The sequence below is a fragment of the Streptomyces sp. NPDC003027 genome, from assembly GCF_053591435.1.
The window spans coordinates 18,544-34,691 of the sequence record NZ_JBSFTU010000056.1 but is presented as its reverse complement, the minus strand read 5'-3'; the positions used below and the strand labels follow the sequence as shown (position 1 = coordinate 34,691).

General features: G+C 71.7%; 13 protein-coding genes. 7 read left to right on the top strand and 6 right to left on the bottom strand.

All coding sequences use genetic code 11. The annotated features are described in order from the left end of the window. The 3 genes from ACWDX6_RS28000 to ACWDX6_RS27990 all read left to right on the top strand — a co-directional run. Window positions 1–95: acyl-CoA dehydrogenase family protein (locus ACWDX6_RS28000; RefSeq protein WP_132919430.1), on the top strand; the 95-nt coding region annotated here is incomplete at its 5' end. A 273-nt stretch (window positions 96–368) separates the two neighbouring features. Continuing rightward, the gene (locus ACWDX6_RS27995) at window positions 369–1,196 is read left to right on the top strand and encodes a polyprenol monophosphomannose synthase (RefSeq protein WP_451487662.1); all 828 of its coding nucleotides are present in this window, start codon (window positions 369–371) and stop codon (window positions 1,194–1,196) included. Continuing rightward, a complete protein-coding gene (locus ACWDX6_RS27990; RefSeq protein WP_451487661.1) occupies window positions 1,193–2,791 on the top strand; it encodes a hypothetical protein in 1,599 nt (532 codons plus the stop codon). Before ACWDX6_RS27995 ends, ACWDX6_RS27990 begins: the two co-directional genes overlap by 4 nt. A gap of 22 nt (window positions 2,792–2,813) precedes the next feature. On the opposite strand, the gene ACWDX6_RS27985 is transcribed toward ACWDX6_RS27990, so the two are convergent. Beyond that, window positions 2,814–4,067, bottom strand: coding sequence for an LCP family protein (locus ACWDX6_RS27985; protein ID WP_451487660.1), 1,254 nt, complete (start codon window positions 4,065–4,067; stop codon window positions 2,814–2,816). A 130-nt stretch (window positions 4,068–4,197) separates the two neighbouring features. Here ACWDX6_RS27985 and ACWDX6_RS27980 point away from each other — a divergent pair, with 130 nt between their 5' ends. Then, complete coding sequence (locus ACWDX6_RS27980; RefSeq protein ID WP_356896500.1) at window positions 4,198–4,731, top strand: acyl-CoA thioesterase; 534 nt, start codon at window positions 4,198–4,200, stop codon at window positions 4,729–4,731. Between the two features lie 33 nt (window positions 4,732–4,764). Here ACWDX6_RS27980 and ACWDX6_RS27975 read toward each other — a convergent pair whose 3' ends face one another. Continuing rightward, window positions 4,765–6,231, bottom strand: a complete 1,467-nt coding sequence (locus ACWDX6_RS27975; protein WP_451487659.1) for an LCP family protein — start codon at window positions 6,229–6,231, stop codon at window positions 4,765–4,767. A gap of 136 nt (window positions 6,232–6,367) precedes the next feature. Here ACWDX6_RS27975 and ACWDX6_RS27970 point away from each other — a divergent pair, with 136 nt between their 5' ends. Continuing rightward, on the top strand, window positions 6,368–7,387 hold the full coding sequence (locus ACWDX6_RS27970) for a glycosyltransferase family 2 protein (RefSeq protein ID WP_451487664.1): 1,020 nt from the start codon (window positions 6,368–6,370) through the stop codon (window positions 7,385–7,387). A gap of 87 nt (window positions 7,388–7,474) precedes the next feature. Here the strand turns inward: ACWDX6_RS27970 and ACWDX6_RS27965 are convergent, their stop codons facing one another. The 4 genes from ACWDX6_RS27965 to ACWDX6_RS27950 all read right to left on the bottom strand — a co-directional run bounded on the left by ACWDX6_RS27965 (window position 7,475) and on the right by ACWDX6_RS27950 (window position 13,512). Then, window positions 7,475–9,232 carry an LCP family protein gene (locus ACWDX6_RS27965; RefSeq protein ID WP_451487658.1) on the bottom strand — a complete coding sequence of 586 codons (1,758 nt, stop codon included), beginning with the start codon at window positions 9,230–9,232 and terminating at the stop codon, window positions 7,475–7,477. A 52-nt stretch (window positions 9,233–9,284) separates the two neighbouring features. Continuing rightward, window positions 9,285–11,057, bottom strand: coding sequence for an LCP family protein (locus ACWDX6_RS27960; RefSeq protein WP_451487657.1), 1,773 nt, complete (start codon window positions 11,055–11,057; stop codon window positions 9,285–9,287). 236 nt (window positions 11,058–11,293) lie between these two features. Next, complete coding sequence (locus tag ACWDX6_RS27955; RefSeq protein ID WP_451487656.1) at window positions 11,294–12,574, bottom strand: LCP family protein; 1,281 nt, start codon at window positions 12,572–12,574, stop codon at window positions 11,294–11,296. Window positions 12,575–12,759: 185 nt separating this feature from the next. After that, window positions 12,760–13,512: a TIGR03089 family protein gene (locus ACWDX6_RS27950; protein WP_451487655.1), complete on the bottom strand. Its 753-nt coding sequence runs from the start codon at window positions 13,510–13,512 to the stop codon at window positions 12,760–12,762. 136 nt (window positions 13,513–13,648) lie between these two features. Between ACWDX6_RS27950 and ACWDX6_RS27945 the strand changes: the two genes are divergently transcribed. Continuing rightward, complete coding sequence (locus ACWDX6_RS27945) at window positions 13,649–14,917, top strand: peptidoglycan recognition protein family protein (RefSeq protein WP_451487654.1); 1,269 nt, start codon at window positions 13,649–13,651, stop codon at window positions 14,915–14,917. Between the two features lie 94 nt (window positions 14,918–15,011). Continuing rightward, window positions 15,012–16,094: a sugar phosphate nucleotidyltransferase gene (locus tag ACWDX6_RS27940; protein WP_451487653.1), complete on the top strand. Its 1,083-nt coding sequence runs from the start codon at window positions 15,012–15,014 to the stop codon at window positions 16,092–16,094. The last annotated feature ends 54 nt before the right edge of the window (window positions 16,095–16,148 follow it).

The window sequence follows — 16,148 nt, the reverse complement described above, 5'->3', positions numbered from 1 at the left end:
CCGTCGAGCGCATGATGCGCGACGCCAAGATCACCCAGATCTACGAAGGCACCAACCAGGTCCAGCGCATCGTCATGGCCCGCAACCTCCCGTAACGCTCGTCGACAGGCCCCCGGGGCCGGAGGCGACGCCCGTCGCCCCGGCCTCGGGGGCCCTGTCGCCGCACTTGCGGGTAACGTGGCGGGACCGGCGCGACCGTGGGGGTTCACGCGCCGGTGGGGGACGACACAGCAAACCGCGCGGGGGGCGCGCGGACGGGGCGTGGGGGGCGATCAGCCAGTGCGCCGCGTCGCACCGTGCTCTCTACGGGACCGACGACCGCGGGTCGGATCCCGCGCGCCCGACCGCTCTCAGTGAGGCGCCAACCGATGACCGGCGAACATCCCGCTCTCCGCAAGCAGGCCACCTCGGCCGCCGCACTCCCCGAGGAGTGGGCGCACACCGCGCTGACCGTGGTCATGCCCACCTACAACGAGGCGGGCAACATACCCGGCATGGCCGAGCGCCTGATGGCCCTCGCCATACCGGGGCTGCGGCTCCTCGTCGTCGACGACGCCTCGCCCGACGGCACCGGCAGGATCGCCGAGGAGCTGGCCGAGCGGTACCGCGCCGACGACGGCACGGCCCGGATGTCGGTCCTGCACCGCACCGCCAAGGACGGCCTCGGCCGGGCCTACGCGGCCGGGATGAGCCGGGCCGTGGCGGACGGCGCCCGCTACGTCCTCCAGATGGACGCCGACGGCTCCCACCCGGCCCCCAAGATCGCCGAGATGCTCGGCGTCGCCCTCTCCACCGGCGCCGGCCTCGTCGTCGGCAGCCGCTACGTCCCCGGCGGCACCCTCTCCGACGCCTGGGGCGCCCACCGCAAGCTGCTCTCCCGCTGGGCCAACGCCTACGCGAGCACCATCCTCGGCACCCGGGTGCGCGACATCACCGGCGGCTTCAACCTCTGGAGCGCGGAGGCCCTCGGCGCCATCGACCTCGCCTCCGTCGACAGCGCCGGCTACAGCTTCCAGGTCGAGATGAAGTACGCCGCGCTGCGCAGGGGCTTCCCGGTGATGGAGGTCCCGATCCACTTCGAGGACCGCGAGACCGGCGAGTCGAAGATGAGCCTCGCCGTCCAGCTGGAGTCCATCGCCATGCCGTGGCGGCTGCGCGCCCGCGCGGTCGCCCGCCGAGGCGGGCGACGGCCGTGACCACGACCCCCGAAGCACCCGTCCGCGCGCCCCGCCCTCACCGGGACGATGTCCCGCCGACGGCGGACGGGCCGCGCGCGGGCGGGTACCGGCCCGCGCCCCGGCGCCGGCCGTCCCCCTCCGACCGGCTCACCGCCGTGACACGCGGCGCCGTGCTCCTGCTGACCGGCCTGCTCACCTTCATGATCATCAGGCTGCCCTGGATCGGCGACATGGGGGTGCACGCCGCCACCCTCGAACGGCTCCGCCACGACCTGCTCCACCCGGGCAACCCGATGGTCGACTCGCCCACCGAGAGCCCGTACCACTCACCGTGGATGGTCATCCTCGCGGTCTTCGCCAAGGCGACCGACCTCGGCACCTTCGACGTCCTGCGGTGCGCCGCGATCGTCGGCCTGGTGCTGCTGTTCACCGGCGTACGGCACTTCACGCGCACGCTCAGCGCCCACCCGGCGGCCCCGTCGCTCGCCATCCTGTGCCTGCTGTTCCTGTGGGGTACGGAGACCTACGTATGGAGCGGCTTCCTCGGACTGGTCCCGCTCTCGCTGAACATCGCCTATCCCAGTACCTTCACGCTCGGCCTCGGCCTGCACTTCCTGGCCCTGCTCACCGCCGCGCTCAGACGGGGGACGGCGAGCGGCTGGTGGACGTACACCGGTCTCGGCCTGCTGTGGGCACTGCTCCTGCTGTGCCACCAGTTCTCCGGCATCATCCTCACGTTCGGGGCGCTCGGCGTCCTGGTGGCGGCCCGCCCCTGGCCGGCCCGGGCGACCTGGCTCCGGCTGGGCGCCGGGCTCGCCGCCGGGACGCTGCTGCTGGCCCTGTGGCCGTACTACTCCTTCTTCTCGCTCTTCGGAGCGGACGGGTTGGAGCAGATCCACATCACCCTGTACCACCGCAAGCTCGTGCGGTTCACGTTCGTGCCCCTGGGAGTGCTCGCGCTCGCGGTGCGCTTCCGCCGCGACCGGCGGGACCCGCTCGTCGTCTGGTTCCTGCTCGGGCTCGCCACCGTGGTGGCGGGCGCCGTGCTGGACAAGTGGTCGCTGGGGCGGGCCGAGCCCGCCGTGGTGATGCCGGCCCAGATCGCCGCCGCCCTCGCCGCCGTGGAGGGCGGCAGGAGGCTTTTGCGGGCCGCGTACGCCACGGTCCTCGCCGGCGCGCTGGCCCTCGGCGCCTGGGCGCAGAACGACGCCCTCGGCTTCGTCCTGCGCGACGAGGCGCTGCCGAAGGCGGTGACCGCGGAGGGCTGGACGGTGCGGCCGACGTACGAGTGGACGACGGAGTACGCCCGGTACGGCGAGGTCTTCATGACCGACTGGAAGACGGCCCAGAAACTCCCCGGTTACGGCTTCTACACGGTCGTGGCCGGCTACCCCGACTTCTTCCTGCCCGACGAGGAGCGGCGCCTGGCCGACACCGAGCGCTACTTCGCCGCCGGAACCCCCCGTGAGGAGCGGATCGCCATCCTGCGCAGGTACCGCGTCACCTGGATCCTGACGGGGCGCGGCGACCACGGCCTGTCCGGCCGGGACCCGGCGCTGCGGAAGGTGGCGACGGGCCCGAGCGGTCAGCTGCTCTACCGGTTCGTGGGCTGACCGCCCGGCCCGTTCCGCCGGGTCAGCGGTCCGAGGCGACCGTGACCGGCTCGTCGTTCTGGATCTGCCCCACCAGCTGCTTCACCTTCGGCATGTCCCACTTCAGGGAGCCCTGCGGCGCGCCGCCCGAGATCGGGATGTTCATGGACCTGCCGGTGCCGCCGCTGATGCCCTTCATGGCGAAGAACATCTTGCCGAGGTCGTACAGCGACATGTCCTTGTCCACGATCAGCGTGTCCATGCCCGCGCCCAGCGTCGGGTAGAGCGTGAACGGGTTGAGGATCGTGCCCGGCGTCGCCGCCTGGTTGGCCAGGGCGGACAGGAACTTCTGCTGGTTCTTCGTACGGGCCAGGTCCGACTCGGCGAAGGCGTAGCGCGTCCGGACGAAGGCGAGGGCCTGCTCGCCGTTGAGGGTCTGCTCGCCGGCCTGGAAGTCGGCGCCCGACTTCTTGTCCTTGAAGCCCTTCTCGATGTTCATCTCGACACCGCCGAGCGCGTCCACGATGTTGGCGAAGCCGGCGAAGCCGATCTCCGCGTAGTGGTCGATCCGCAGCCCGGTGTTGTACTCGACCGTACGGACGAGCAGCTCCGGCCCGTCCATCGCGTAGGCGGCGTTCAGCTTGGCGCCGCCGCGGGCCGCGAACTTCTTCCCCGACTCGGAGCCGACGAAGGAGGGGATCGTCACCCAGGAGTCCCGGGGCAGCGAGATCATCGTGTTCCCGCTGCCGCAGGCGGCGAGGATCATCATCGAGTCGGTCCGCTTGCCCGCCGCGGAGCCGGTGTGGAGCTTCTTCTTCTCCTCGGCCGACATGCCCTCGCGGCTGTCGGAGCCGACGATCAGATAGGTCGTGCAGTCGCCCTCGGCCGGCCGCTCGATGACCTTGGCGAGATCGACCTCGTTGCGCATCTGCGAGCTGGCCCAGGCGTACGTTCCTATGCTCCAGGCGAGCACGGCCACGAGCAGCACGACCGAGCCGACCTTGATCCGGCGGCCCCAGTCGGGCGCGGGGCTCGACCGGCGGGGGTCGTACTGCGGGGGAACGGTGCCCCGTCCGCCGCCCTGGGGGGCGCCGTAGACCTGACCGGTGTTGTACCCGGAGTCATAGCCCGGCTGCTGCCCGTAACCCTGTCCGTACTGCGGGTCGTACCGCGGCGGCTGCTGGGGGACCTGCGGACGCTGCACATGGCGCATCGCGCGAGCCCCCTCGGGCTGCGCGTTCGCGCTGCCACGGCCGTATCCGCCGTCGTCGGTCCGCCCATGGGGCCAGTCATTCATGCGGAACAGTGTGCCGTCCGGCCTCGGGGCGCCGACAGGGTGGGTGGAGGATCGGGTCGGCGCTGTTGCCAAGCTGATGCAAAGCGGACGGGACGGGGACCCGGCCGGGACCCGGCATAAGGTGGAGGGCATGACAGATCAGGGCGATATCCCGGGCAAGCCCACCTCGGCGTCCCGCACCACTCTCAGCCACATCATGACGAGCCACGACACCAACCTCCTGGGTACGGTGCACGGCGGCGTGATCATGAAGCTGGTGGACGACGCGGCGGGCGCCGTCGCCGGCCGGCACTCGGGCGGGCCGGCCGTCACCGCCTCCATGGACGAGATGGCGTTCCTGGAGCCGGTACGGGTCGGGGATCTGGTCCATGTGAAGGCCCAGGTCAACTGGACCGGCCGGTCCTCCATGGAGGTCGGGGTCCGGGTCCTGGCCGAGCGCTGGAACGAGTCCACGCCCGCCCAGCAGGTCGGCTCCGCCTATCTGGTCTTCGCGGCGGTCGACGCCGACGGCAAGCCGCGCCCGGTGCCGCCCGTGCTCCCCGAGACGGAGCGGGACAAGCGCCGCTACCAGGAGGCCCAGATCCGCCGCACCCACCGCCTGGCCCGGCGCCGCGCCATCATGGACCTCCGCGAGCGCCGCGCGGCCGAGGGTTACGAGGACTGAGCCCGCGACCGGCCCCCGGCCGTCAGGCAGGTCCTACGCGCACCCCACCCGGTCGCCCGTGACCGCCTCGAAGGGCCCCGGCGTCCGCTCCGCCCGCACCGCCGTCACGCCCTTGTAGTCACGGCCCGCCGTCACCCGCATCGTCCCGCCCAGCCCCTTCACCGCCCGCAGCTCCGCCCCCGGCAGCGCCGCCGCCAGCGACTTCGCCGAGCGGTCCCAGCCGGGGTCGTACTCCACGAGCGTGCGCGCGCGCTCCGAGCCCGCGGCGGTGCGCGGGGCGCGCGTGGTGTCGAAGCCCGTGGCGCGCAGCGCGTCGTCCAGCTTCCGGCCCAGACCGTTCGTGCGCGTCCCGTTGTAGACCTGCACCCGGACCTCCTTCGGGGCCACGTCCACGGCCACCGCCTGCGGGCCCTTGGCCGCCGGGGCCCGGTGCGCGGCCAGCGGCCGGTCCTCGCGCAGGGACTGGAAGAGCTTCTGCGCCTCGGCCGCGTCCCACTTCACCGTCGTGCCGATCCCCTTCACCGGGAAGCTCATGTCCCCGATGGGCACCGACACGAACTCCGACGAGGCGGGGGTGAAGCCCCGCATCGCCTTGGCGAGGCCCAGCATCTGATCCGTACCGAAGTCGCGGTCGGCCCGGACCGAGCTCAGCATGGTCGTGGCGACCTGGCGGAACTTCACCGGGTTGAGCAGCACCCCGCCGCTCGTCATCCGGTGGATCAGCGCGGCCAGGAAGCGCTGCTGGCGCTGCATCCGCCCGATGTCCGCCGCCCCGTCGACATAGCGCGAGCGCACGTACTGCAGGGCCTGCCCGCCGGTCAGCTCGTGCGTACCGGCCGGCAGATCGAGCCCCGTGTACGTGTCCTTCATCGGCCGGGCCGTACAGATGCGCACCCCGCCCACCGCGTCGACCGTCCGCATGAAGCTGGTGAAGTCGACCTCCAGATAGTGGTCGATCTTGACGCCCGTCATGTTCTCCACGGTCCGCACCGTCAGCCCGGGACCGCCCTCCGCGTACGCGGCGTTCAGCTTCACCGGGTGGGCCTGGTGCCGCTTGCCGGTCGTCGTGTCGATGTGCTCGGGCATCTCGGCGTACGAGTCGCGCGGCAGGCTCACCACGCTCGCCCGCTTCCGGTCCTCGGAGATGTGCACCAGCATCACGGTGTCGGTGCAGTGACACGGCTCACCGCCGAGCCGGTACGCCTGCCGCTCCTCCTCGGTGATCCTGTCCCGCCCGTCCGTCCCGACGACCAGCACGTTCGTCCCGTGCCCGGCCTGGGGCCGGTTCTTCATGTCCTTGAACGGGTCGACCCGGTCGATACCGGTGTCCAGGCTGGTGACCACCGCGTGGCCGATCCCGCCCGCCCCCAGGACCAGTACGGACAGCGCCGTCGCCATCCGCATGCCCCACCGTGGCCGCGCGGCCCGTCTGACCCGCCGCGCCGGTACGGGACGGGCGGCGGCCGGACGGGGACGGGGCGTGCGGGGCGGTGTGGGCACCGGGGGACACCTCCGCGGGTGTGACAGGGGGAACCGTGAGCACCGTAGGCCCATACGATCAGCGCCAGCACCCACCCTCCCCCGCGGCGCGCGTCCGTGTCCCCCATTCGCGGTAACGTGACCCGCGATGAACGCCATGCCTTCCGCCCCGCCCCCGGTCTCCGTGATCATGCCGGTCCTCAACGAGGAGCGGCATCTGCGCGACTCGGTCCGTCACATCCTCGCGCAGGAGTACGACGGCGAGATGGAGGTGGTGATCGCGCTCGGACCGTCCACGGACCGCACCGACGAGATCGCCGCCGAGCTCGTACGGGAAGACCCCCGCGTGCACACGGTGCCGAACCCCACGGGCCGCACGCCCGCCGCGCTCAACGCGGCGATCGAGGCGTCGCGCCACCCGATCGTGGTGCGGGTCGACGGTCACGGCCTGCTCTCGCCGAACTACATCGCGACGGCGGTGCGCCTCCTGGAGGAGACCGGCGCGCAGAACGTCGGTGGCATCATGCACGCCGAGGGCGAGAACGCCTGGGAGGACGCGGTCGCGGCGGCGATGACCTCGAAGATCGGCGTCGGGAACGCGGCCTTCCACACCGGCGGCGAGGCCGGCCCGGCCGAGACCGTGTATCTGGGTGTCTTCCGCCGGGAGGCCCTGGAGCGGCAGGGCGGCTACAACGTGGAGTTCGTCCGCGCGCAGGACTGGGAGCTGAACTTCCGTATCCGCGAGGCGGGCGGACTGATCTGGTTCTCGCCCGAACTGCGTGTCCGGTACCGGCCGCGGCCGAGCGTGCGCGCGCTGGCCAAGCAGTACAAGGACTACGGCCGCTGGCGTCATGTGGTGGCCCGCTACCACCAGGGCTCCATCAACCTCCGCTACCTCGCCCCGCCGACGGCCGTCTGCGCGATCGCGGCCGGAGTGGTGGTGGGCGCGGTGCTCACCCCGCTCGGCTTCGTGATCCCGGCCGGCTACCTCGCCGCCATCACGGCGGGCTCGATCCCGGCGGGCAGGGGCCTGCCTCTGAAGGCCCGGCTCCAGATCCCGGTGGCGCTCGCGACGATGCACATGTCGTGGGGGTACGGCTTCCTGACCAGCCCGCGCTCGCTGGCGCGGAAGGTCATCGCCAGCCGTCGCCCGGCGGTCACGGACGAGAAGGTCTGACCGCTCCCGTACCGCTCGGGAACGAAACGACGGAGAAGGGCCGCAACCCCCGAGGGTTCCGGCCCTTCTCCGACATTCCGCGCCGGATCAGCTCGTGCCGTCCCAGCGGTAGACGCTGTAGACGTCCATGCAGCCCTTCTGGTCGGCCGTCTTGACGTCCGCGCCCTCCGGGAGGTCTCCCGCCTCCGTCTTCGGCTTCTCGTAGGTGGTGCCCTGGCGCCAGTCGGCGCCGATCACCAGGGTGAGGGTCTCCGCCCTGGCGTCGGCGCGGACCGCCGAAGCGGGCAGACCGAGCGCCTGGGCCACGGACAGGGCGTCCGCCCTGCCCTGTTCGCCGTCCGCCTTCGGGTACTTGACCACGGTGTCCTTGCGCGGCTCGGTGGTCTGCGCGGCCTCGGCCCGGGTGAAGCCCTTGTCCTCCAGGGCCTCGGCCATGGAGCCGGCCCGGCCGTCCACGGACATCTGGCCGCCGCCGCCGGTGCCGTTGACCACGGTGATGTCGAGGGTGCCGGGCGCGTCGGCGGCCGGGCCCTTCGGCTTCCCGGACGCGGAGGCGGTCGGCTTCGCGCCGGCCGGATCGCCGTTCTTGTCGAAGGCGACGTCCTCGCGGAGCATCGACCACATCTTGTCGGCGGCCTGCTCGACCATGACGAGCTTGTTCTGGTCCTGCGACCACGCGGCCGTGGGGACCGTCGCCGTCGTGAGGCGGTCCAGCTTCACGTTCTTGAGCTGCATCGACAGGTCGAAGAGCTTCGCCACCGTACCGAGCTCGTCCGACACCTGGAGCGCCTTGGTGGCCGTCTCGGCGAGGCCCATCAACCGCCCGGTGTCGGTCCAGGCGTTCTGCTCCTGGAGCTTCTTGACCATGCCGTTCATGTACATGTGCTGCGCCTTGGCCCGGTTCTGGTCGCTGCCGAACGCGTGGCGGGTGCGCAGCCATTGCAGCGCCTGCTTGCCCTTCACCTCGGTGGTGCCCTCGGGCAGCTTCAGACCGGAGCCGCCCTTTTGCTGCCTGGTCGACCGGTCGTGGACGCCGGTCTTCACACAGACCGGCACACCGCCGACCTCGTCGGCCATCGCCACCACACCCGCGAAATCGATCATCATCCAGTGGTCGATGTAGACCCCGGTGATCGTCTCCCAGGTGGTGAGGGTGCAGCCGGGACCGCCGCGGCCGAGCGTCTCGTTGATCGGCCTGTTGGTGGTGGCGGGGAAGGTCTCGTCCGTCTTCGGGTCCTTGCACTCCGGGATCGGGACGATCGTGTCCCGGGGGATGGAGACGACCGAGGCGTTCTTACGGTCCGCCGAGACGTGCAGCAGCATCTGCACGTCCGCCAGCGGCTTCTGCTGCGTCAGGTCCTTACCGCCGCCGAGTGCGACGTTCTTCGGGTCGCTGCGGCTGTCGGAGCCGATGAGAAGGATGTTGAGCGGGGTGTCGCCGAGCGCGTTCGGCGCGGTCTTCTTCACACCGCTCTCGCCGCCGCTGCGACCGCCGCTGCGGATGTTGCCGTTGAGGTGCTGGTAGTACAGGTATCCGGCGCCGGCCGTGCCCAGTATCAGCAGCGACAGCGTCACGGCGACCCAGCGGAATATCCGGCGTTTGCCGTTCTTCCTGGCACGCCTGCGCGAGCCTCCGCGCCGGCGGCTCGTACGGCCGTCACCGCCGCCCCTGCCGCCGTCGCCCGGCCCGCTGCCCGCACCACGGCGGGCCCCCCGGCCCGTGGTCCGGGTGCCGGCAGCGGGCCCGTCGCCCTCGTCGCCGTACAGGCTCTCGTCCCAGCCCGCATCACGGGCGTGCGGAACGCTTCTCCGCGTCCCCTCCCCGCGCACGCTGCTCTGTCCCACCCCAGGGTCCCCCTCGTTGATCAGGAGCGTCCCGCGACCCGGTGTTTCCGGGTCACTGGGCGCACACCTGCTTGTCGGCTTCCACCTTCTCGACGTCCGGCGCCTTGACCGGACCGGTGATGGGCACCCCCGCGCCCTTGAAGTCCCCACCGAGGACGAGCGTCATGGGCTCGCGTTCCCCGGCCTCGTGCGTGCCCGGCTTCAGCGCCGTGGCGGGCAGGCCCATCAGGTCCGCGAGCTTGCGGGCCTGGTCGGCCTGGTTCGCTGCGTAGGTGAGCGTCGTCTTCGCCGCCTTCTCGGGGGCGTTGGCCTTGTTCGTGGACCGCGTGACGCCCTGCGCGGTCTGCAGCCAGTTGAGCGTCTTCTGGGCCGCGCCCTGGATGCCGCTGCCGTTGTAGACGTCGACGCGCACGTCGACGGCCTCGGCGCGCGGCCCCTGGAGCAGCTTCGCCTGGGCCTCGGCCTGCGCGTTCTTGGCGTCCTGCTGCTTCTTCTTCACCTCGGTGAAGGAGATGTCGTTCTGCACCATGCTGAACACCTGCGGGGCCTTGACCGGGTCCAGGACGACGGTCGCCCTCCTGTTGGGCGGCTCGTCGGGGTTGTCGACCACCGGAACGGTCATGAAGCTGATGTTCTTCAGGTCGACCTTCCCGAGCTCCTTGGCCAGGGCGGTCAGCTTCATGGCGCTGCCTATGCCCTTGTCGACCGTGAGGGCCTTCGTCGCCGCGTCCGCGACCGAGAACAGCCTCGTCGGACTGTCGAGGGTGTCCTCCTTCAGCTGCCGGATCATGGAGGCCAGGAACTGCTGCTGCATCTTGATCCGGTCCAGGTCGCTCTCGTTGCCGAGACCGTGGCGGTTGCGGAGGAACGCGAGCGCGTCCTCACCCTCGAGCCTGTGCTCCCCGGCCGGGAGGTTGAGCTTGGAGTACTTCTTGTCGTGGATGGGCTTCTTCAGGCAGACCTTCACGCCGCCGACCGCGGCCGACAGGGTCTTCACGGCGTTGAAGTCGACCATCATGAAGTGGTTGATCTCCAGCCCGCCCGTGAGCTCCTTGACGGTGCGCATCGTGCAGCCCGGGTCGCGGCCGTCCACGCCGAACGACTCGTTGAACTTCTGTGTCCCGACCGAGCCGGGGATGACCTTGGTCGAGCCGTCGGCCTGCTTCGTCGGGCAGTCCGGGATCCTGATCTTGAGGTCCCGGGGGATGCTCAGGGCCGTCGCGTTGGTCCGGTCCTCCGAGACGTGGAAGAGGAACGTCGTGTCGGCGTGACCGGTGACGTTGTCCTTGTTGCCGTAGCTCTCGTTGCCCTCGCCGGTGCGGACGTCGTTGCCGATGATCAGGATGTTGAGCGGCCCGTCCATCGCCTGGTCACCGGCGGCGTCACCGACGTCGACCGTGTTCAGGTTGCCGTCGAAGTGGTTGTACAGCGCGTACGCGGCCGTGGCACCCGCGACCAGCACGACGGCCATCGTGCCGCCGGTCCAGATCAGTGCCTTCTTCTTCTTCGCCTTGACCGGCTTGCGCTTGCGGCGGCCGGGCGGCGGAGGCCCGTCGGCCGGCTCCGCCGCACGGCGACGGCGCTGCCCCGGTACGGGTGCCTCGGTGGCCGTCCGGGAGCGTTCCGCGCCACGGCCGGGACCGGCGGTCCGGGAACGCCCGGCGGACCTCGGGGCGGGGGTGGTGGTGCCACGCGGCTGGGACGGGAGCGTCGACTGCCCAGCGGAGTGGTCCAGTCGCAGTTCGTAGTTGCCGGTCTGCGGGTTGAGCACCCACTGGTCGGCGGGGTCGATCTCGTCCGCCCGTCCACGGCTGTGCGCGTCCACGGTTACTTGAATCCTCCGTCGGTGCCACGCGAGGCGCCTCCCCCGTCGGGCGCTCGGTCGTTCGATCCGTAAGAGTGCGCGACCACGTGGTCGGGTGCACCGGATCGCGTCACACTATCCGCCCAGTTCAGCGTGGGGCGACGTCCGTGACAAATTCCACGCCCCTTACAACCGGGCAATTTGCCCAAACCTCATCCAGCGCATCCCTCCCCTTGGACATCGCTTTACCCATCCCCCTAAGGGCAGCCCCTCTGTGCCGCGTTGCGCCCGGTGAAGGTCGGTGTCGGAGCCGGGGTCGGCGAACCCGCCTCGTCCGGCTTTCCGTTGCCGTCCGTGTCCGGCTGCCCACTCGTGTCGCCCCCGGGCGCCACCATGACCGGCTTGTCCTCGCGCAGCCTGGCGAAGAGTTGCCTCGCCTTCGGTTGTACGAGTTCGTCCCGGTTCACGTTGTATGCGTACGGTCGGCGCGGCACCGTGAGGAACTGCACCTTCTCGGTGGGGATGCTCCGCATCGAGCGCGCCAGGTTGTACAGGTCCCGCAGCGAGTCGAGGCCCGGGTCGGTCGTGATCGACTTGGTGGCCGCGTCCAGGACCGGGTAGAGCCGCGTCGGATTGAGCAGCACGCCGTTGCTCTGCACCTTGCTGACCAGGGCGCCGAGGAACTGCTGCTGCCGGTCCATGCGTTCGGTGTCACTGCCGTTGCCGAGGGACTTGCGGGCCCGTACGAACCCCAGCGCCTGCTCGCCGTGGAGCGTCCGGAGCCCCGCCGGCAGTTTCAGCCGGGCGTCGGAGTCGTCGATCGGCTCGCGCAGGCAGACCTCGACCCCGTCGACGGCGTCGACCATCTTCTTGAAGCCGCGGAAGTCGATCACCATGTGGTGGTCGACCCGGATCCCCGTCAGCCGCTCGACGGTACGGATCGTGCACGCCGTCCCGCCGACCTCGAAGGCCGAGTTGAACTGGGCGAACCGCGCACTGCTCCGTGTTCCGTCCGATGTGCGGCAGCTCGGGATGTCCACCATCAGATCGCGCGGGATGGAGACGGCCGTGGCGCTCGACCGGCCCGCCGAGATGTGCAGCAGGATCGTGGTGTCGGAGCGCTGGGTGCCCTTGTCCTGGCCGTACTCGGCGTTCCCCGCGCCGGCCCGGGTGTCGGAGCCGATCAGCAGGATGTTCCGGGCGGCCGACACGACGGGCGCGGGCCGCTCCTTCTCGTACCGGAGCAGTTCGGCGGCGGCGGTGGTGTCCGTGGTGATGTTGCCGTCGAGCTTGCGGTAGAACCACCAGCCCGCGGCGGCCCCGGTGAGCAGGACGACCGAGACCCCGAGCGCCGTCCAGCGCAGCCACCGCCGCCCGCCCTCGGCGGCACCGTCGGAGGCCGCCCCTCCGGAGCCGCCCGCCCCACCCGCTCCCATGCTCCCGGTGCCTCCCACGGTGCTGGCCGTGCCGGCCGTGCTGGGCGTCTCGTCCTCGGCCGGGTCGACCGGTTCGGCGGGCGTGCCAGCACTGTCCGTCACGTCTGAGTCCGTCCTTCATGGGGTCGGCGGCGCCCGGGCCGCCGGTCGCAGAGGTAGACGGCCGAACCGGACACTTGGTTGTGCGGAAGGGGGGTGCGTACCCGCCGATCATGTACCGGAGTTGACGCGCGGACCCGGGGACTCGGCGAGTCGCTGCGCCGTACGGGTGAATCTCCGGCGGGTTGTCACACCGCGGTCGCGGTGACCCGCTCGCTCTCCACCCGCTTGTCGAGCGCCTCGGGCGCCAGCCGGTCGAGGTTCCGGCACAGCACGACCGACGCGCCGGCCGCCAGCGGCGCGTACAGACCGGCGGAGACCCCCTCCCAGGTGTCGTACGGACGCGCCGACAGCAGGCGCGCCCCGGGAGCCAGCCCGAGCGCCTCGGCATCCGCGCGTGCCCGCTCGACCACCTGGGCGCCCGTCAGTTCCGTACCGCCGACCACGAGAGCGGGAGAGTCGGCGTCGACCGGGACGAACGGGGCGAACCGGTCGCCCTGGCTCGGCACCTCCACCGCGTAGTCCGCGTATCCGGCCGGCGGCGCCGGGAAGCGGCGGCCCAGCGGGGCCAGGGAGAGCGCGATCCGGTCCCCGGAGCAGGCGAGCCCCGCGTCCAGCGTGTCGGGACCCGCGACGACGACGTCGGCCCCGGCCGGATCGCCACCGAGCTCGGCGGCCACGCCGACGGACGAGCAGGCGAGCAGCCAGACCGCCGTCTGCCAGTGCGCGGGCAGCAGCAGCGCGAGGCGGTCGCCGGGGGAGGCGGACAGCTCGCCCTGGAGCAGATTGGCGGTCTTGGCCACCCAATTGGCGAAGGTGGCGACGGACAATTCCACGCGCTCACCGGTGGCGTCGTCGTAGAAAGTGACCAAGGGGCGGGAGGGGTCCGCGGCGAGGGCGGATCGCAGCAGGTCGGCGGGGGTTCGGTCGCTGGCGTTCACGCGGGCAAGCGTACGCGGGGAGGTGCGCGGGGACCCGCCGTACCGGTGACCCCGTCCACCGGTCGGCCCGATGGCCCGTCAGTCTCCCGGCCCTTCCCGGCGAGCGGAACGGCCCCCGGGTACGGACCATCGCTTCATGCGTGCCTACCTTGCTTCCTCGGTCGCCGTCACGTGTGCGGCGGCGCTCTCCCTGCCGTTGTCCCTCGCGACCCCGGCGGTGCCGCTCCCACCCGGCACGCCCGCCGTGCCCGCCGCCGCACCAGCCGGCGGGGGGAGCCTCGCCGGATCCACCCAGTCCCTGCGCCTGGGCCCCCTGGCGGGCGGTGAACGGGCCGTCGACGGCGCCCGCCCCGAACAGGGGCTGACCCGACGCGACGTCAGGCCGTTCTCGCTCGTCGGGGTGGTGTGGGACGACCCCACCGCCCGGCTGCACGGCACCGTCCAGGTCCGCACCCGGGCCGCCGGGACCGGCATCTGGTCGGCGTGGCAGGACGTGGAGACCCACAACGACGAGCACGGGGCCGATCCCGGGACCACGGAAGGCGGGTCCGGCGCCCTGCGAGGGGCCACCGCCCCGCTCTGGGTCGGCGCCTCGGACGGTGTCGAGATCCGCGTAAGGCCGGACGGCGAGAGCGGCGAGCCGCTGCCCGCCGGGCTGCGCCTGGAGCTGGTCGACCCGGGCCCGGAGCCGCCCGCCACCGCCGAGGAGGAAGCCCCCACGGCCCCGGAGGAGCGGACGTCCATGGCCCCGCCGGCGCTGACGGCGGCCAGGCCGGCGGCGGCCGCCGGGAAGCCGTACATCGGACCACGCCCGAAGATCATCACCCGCAAGGGCTGGGGCGCCGACGAGAAGATGCGGGAGAAGGGCTTCGTCTACACGAAGGCGGTCAAGGCGGCCTTCGTCCACCACAGCGCCACCGGCAACAACTACACCTGCAAGCAGGCGCCCTCGGTCCTCCGCGGCATCTACCGCTACCACGTCAAGAGCAGCGGCTGGCGTGACATCGGCTACAACTTCGCCGTCGACAAGTGCGGAAACATCTACGAAGGCCGCGCCGGTGGCGTGGCCAAGCCGGTCCTCGGCGCCCACACGCTCGGCTTCAACACCAACACCATGGGAATCGCGGTCCTCGGCTCCTACAGCTCGGTGAACCCGCCCGCCGCCGCGGTGACCGCCGTGGCGCGTCTGACGGCGTGGAAACTGGGACTTCACGGGGTCAATCCCAAGGGGAAGTCGACTCTGGTCTCGGGCGGCGGGAACCGCTACAAGAAGGGCAAGAAGGTCAGCTTCAACGCCATCGCGGGCCACCGGGACGGCTTCGCGACGGAGTGCCCCGGCAAGCGTCTGTATGGCCAGCTCGGCACCGCCCGGACCGCGTCGGCGAAGTACCAGGGACGACGCTGATGACGTGAGCGCCCGGAACCTCTGCATAAACTGACCGGTCATATCGCACGGACGAGCGATGTGACCGGCCCCGGACAGGAAGCAGAGACGACAGGTGACAGAAGCGATCCTCCTGGTCGGTGGCAAGGGCACACGGCTGCGCCCGCTGACGGTCAACACCCCGAAGCCGATGGTCCCGGCGGCGGGGGTGCCGTTCCTGACGCACCAACTGGCCCGGGCGCGGGCCGCGGGCGTCGAGCACATCGTGCTCGCCACCTCGTATCTGGCGGAGGTCTTCGAGCCCTACTTCGGGGACGGTTCGTCGCTCGGCCTCAGCCTGGAGTACGTCACCGAGGAGGAGCCGCTCGGCACGGGCGGCGCCATCCGGAACGTCGCCTCCCGCCTGTGCTCCGGCCCGGACGACCCGGTCCTCGTCTTCAACGGCGACATCCTGACCGGCCTGGACATCCAGGCCCTGGTCGACACGCACGCCTCCTCGGGCGCCGACGTCTCGCTGCATCTGACCCGGGTCGAGGACCCCCGGGCGTTCGGCCTGGTACCGACGGACGGCGCCGGGCGCGTCACCGCCTTCCTGGAGAAGCCGCAGACGCCGGAGGAGATCGTCACCGACCAGATCAACGCCGGGGCCTACGTCTTCCGCCGCTCGGTCATCGACACCATCCCGACCGGCCGCCCGGTCTCGGTCGAGCGGGAGACCTTCCCCGACCTGCTCGCCTCCGGGGCGCACCTCCAGGGCATGGTCGACTCCACGTACTGGCTCGACCTCGGCACCCCGCAGGCCTTCGTCCGCGGCTCCGCCGACCTGGTCATGGGCCGCGCCCCGTCCCCGGCCGTACCGGGGCGCTGCGGCGACCGCCTGGTCCTGCCGACGGCCCGCGTCGCCGGGGACGCGAAGGTGACGGGCGGCACGGTCGTCGGCGAGGGGGCGCGCATCGGCGAAGGCGCCCGCGTCACGGGCTCCACGCTCCTCGCGGGCGCGGTGATCGAGCCGGGCGCGGTGATCACGGACTCCCTGATCGGAGCCGGCGCCCACATCGGCGCCCGTACGGTCCTGACGGGCGCGGTCATCGGCGACGGCGCGCACGTGGGCGCCGACAACGAACTCCGCGACGGCGTCCGCGTCTGGTGCGACGCCACCCTGCCCGCGGCCTCGGTCCGCTTCTCCTCGGACCAGTAGGGGCGGGGGCCGCCGGCCCACGAGCGCCGCCCGGGGGCCGGGGAGACGCCGGCG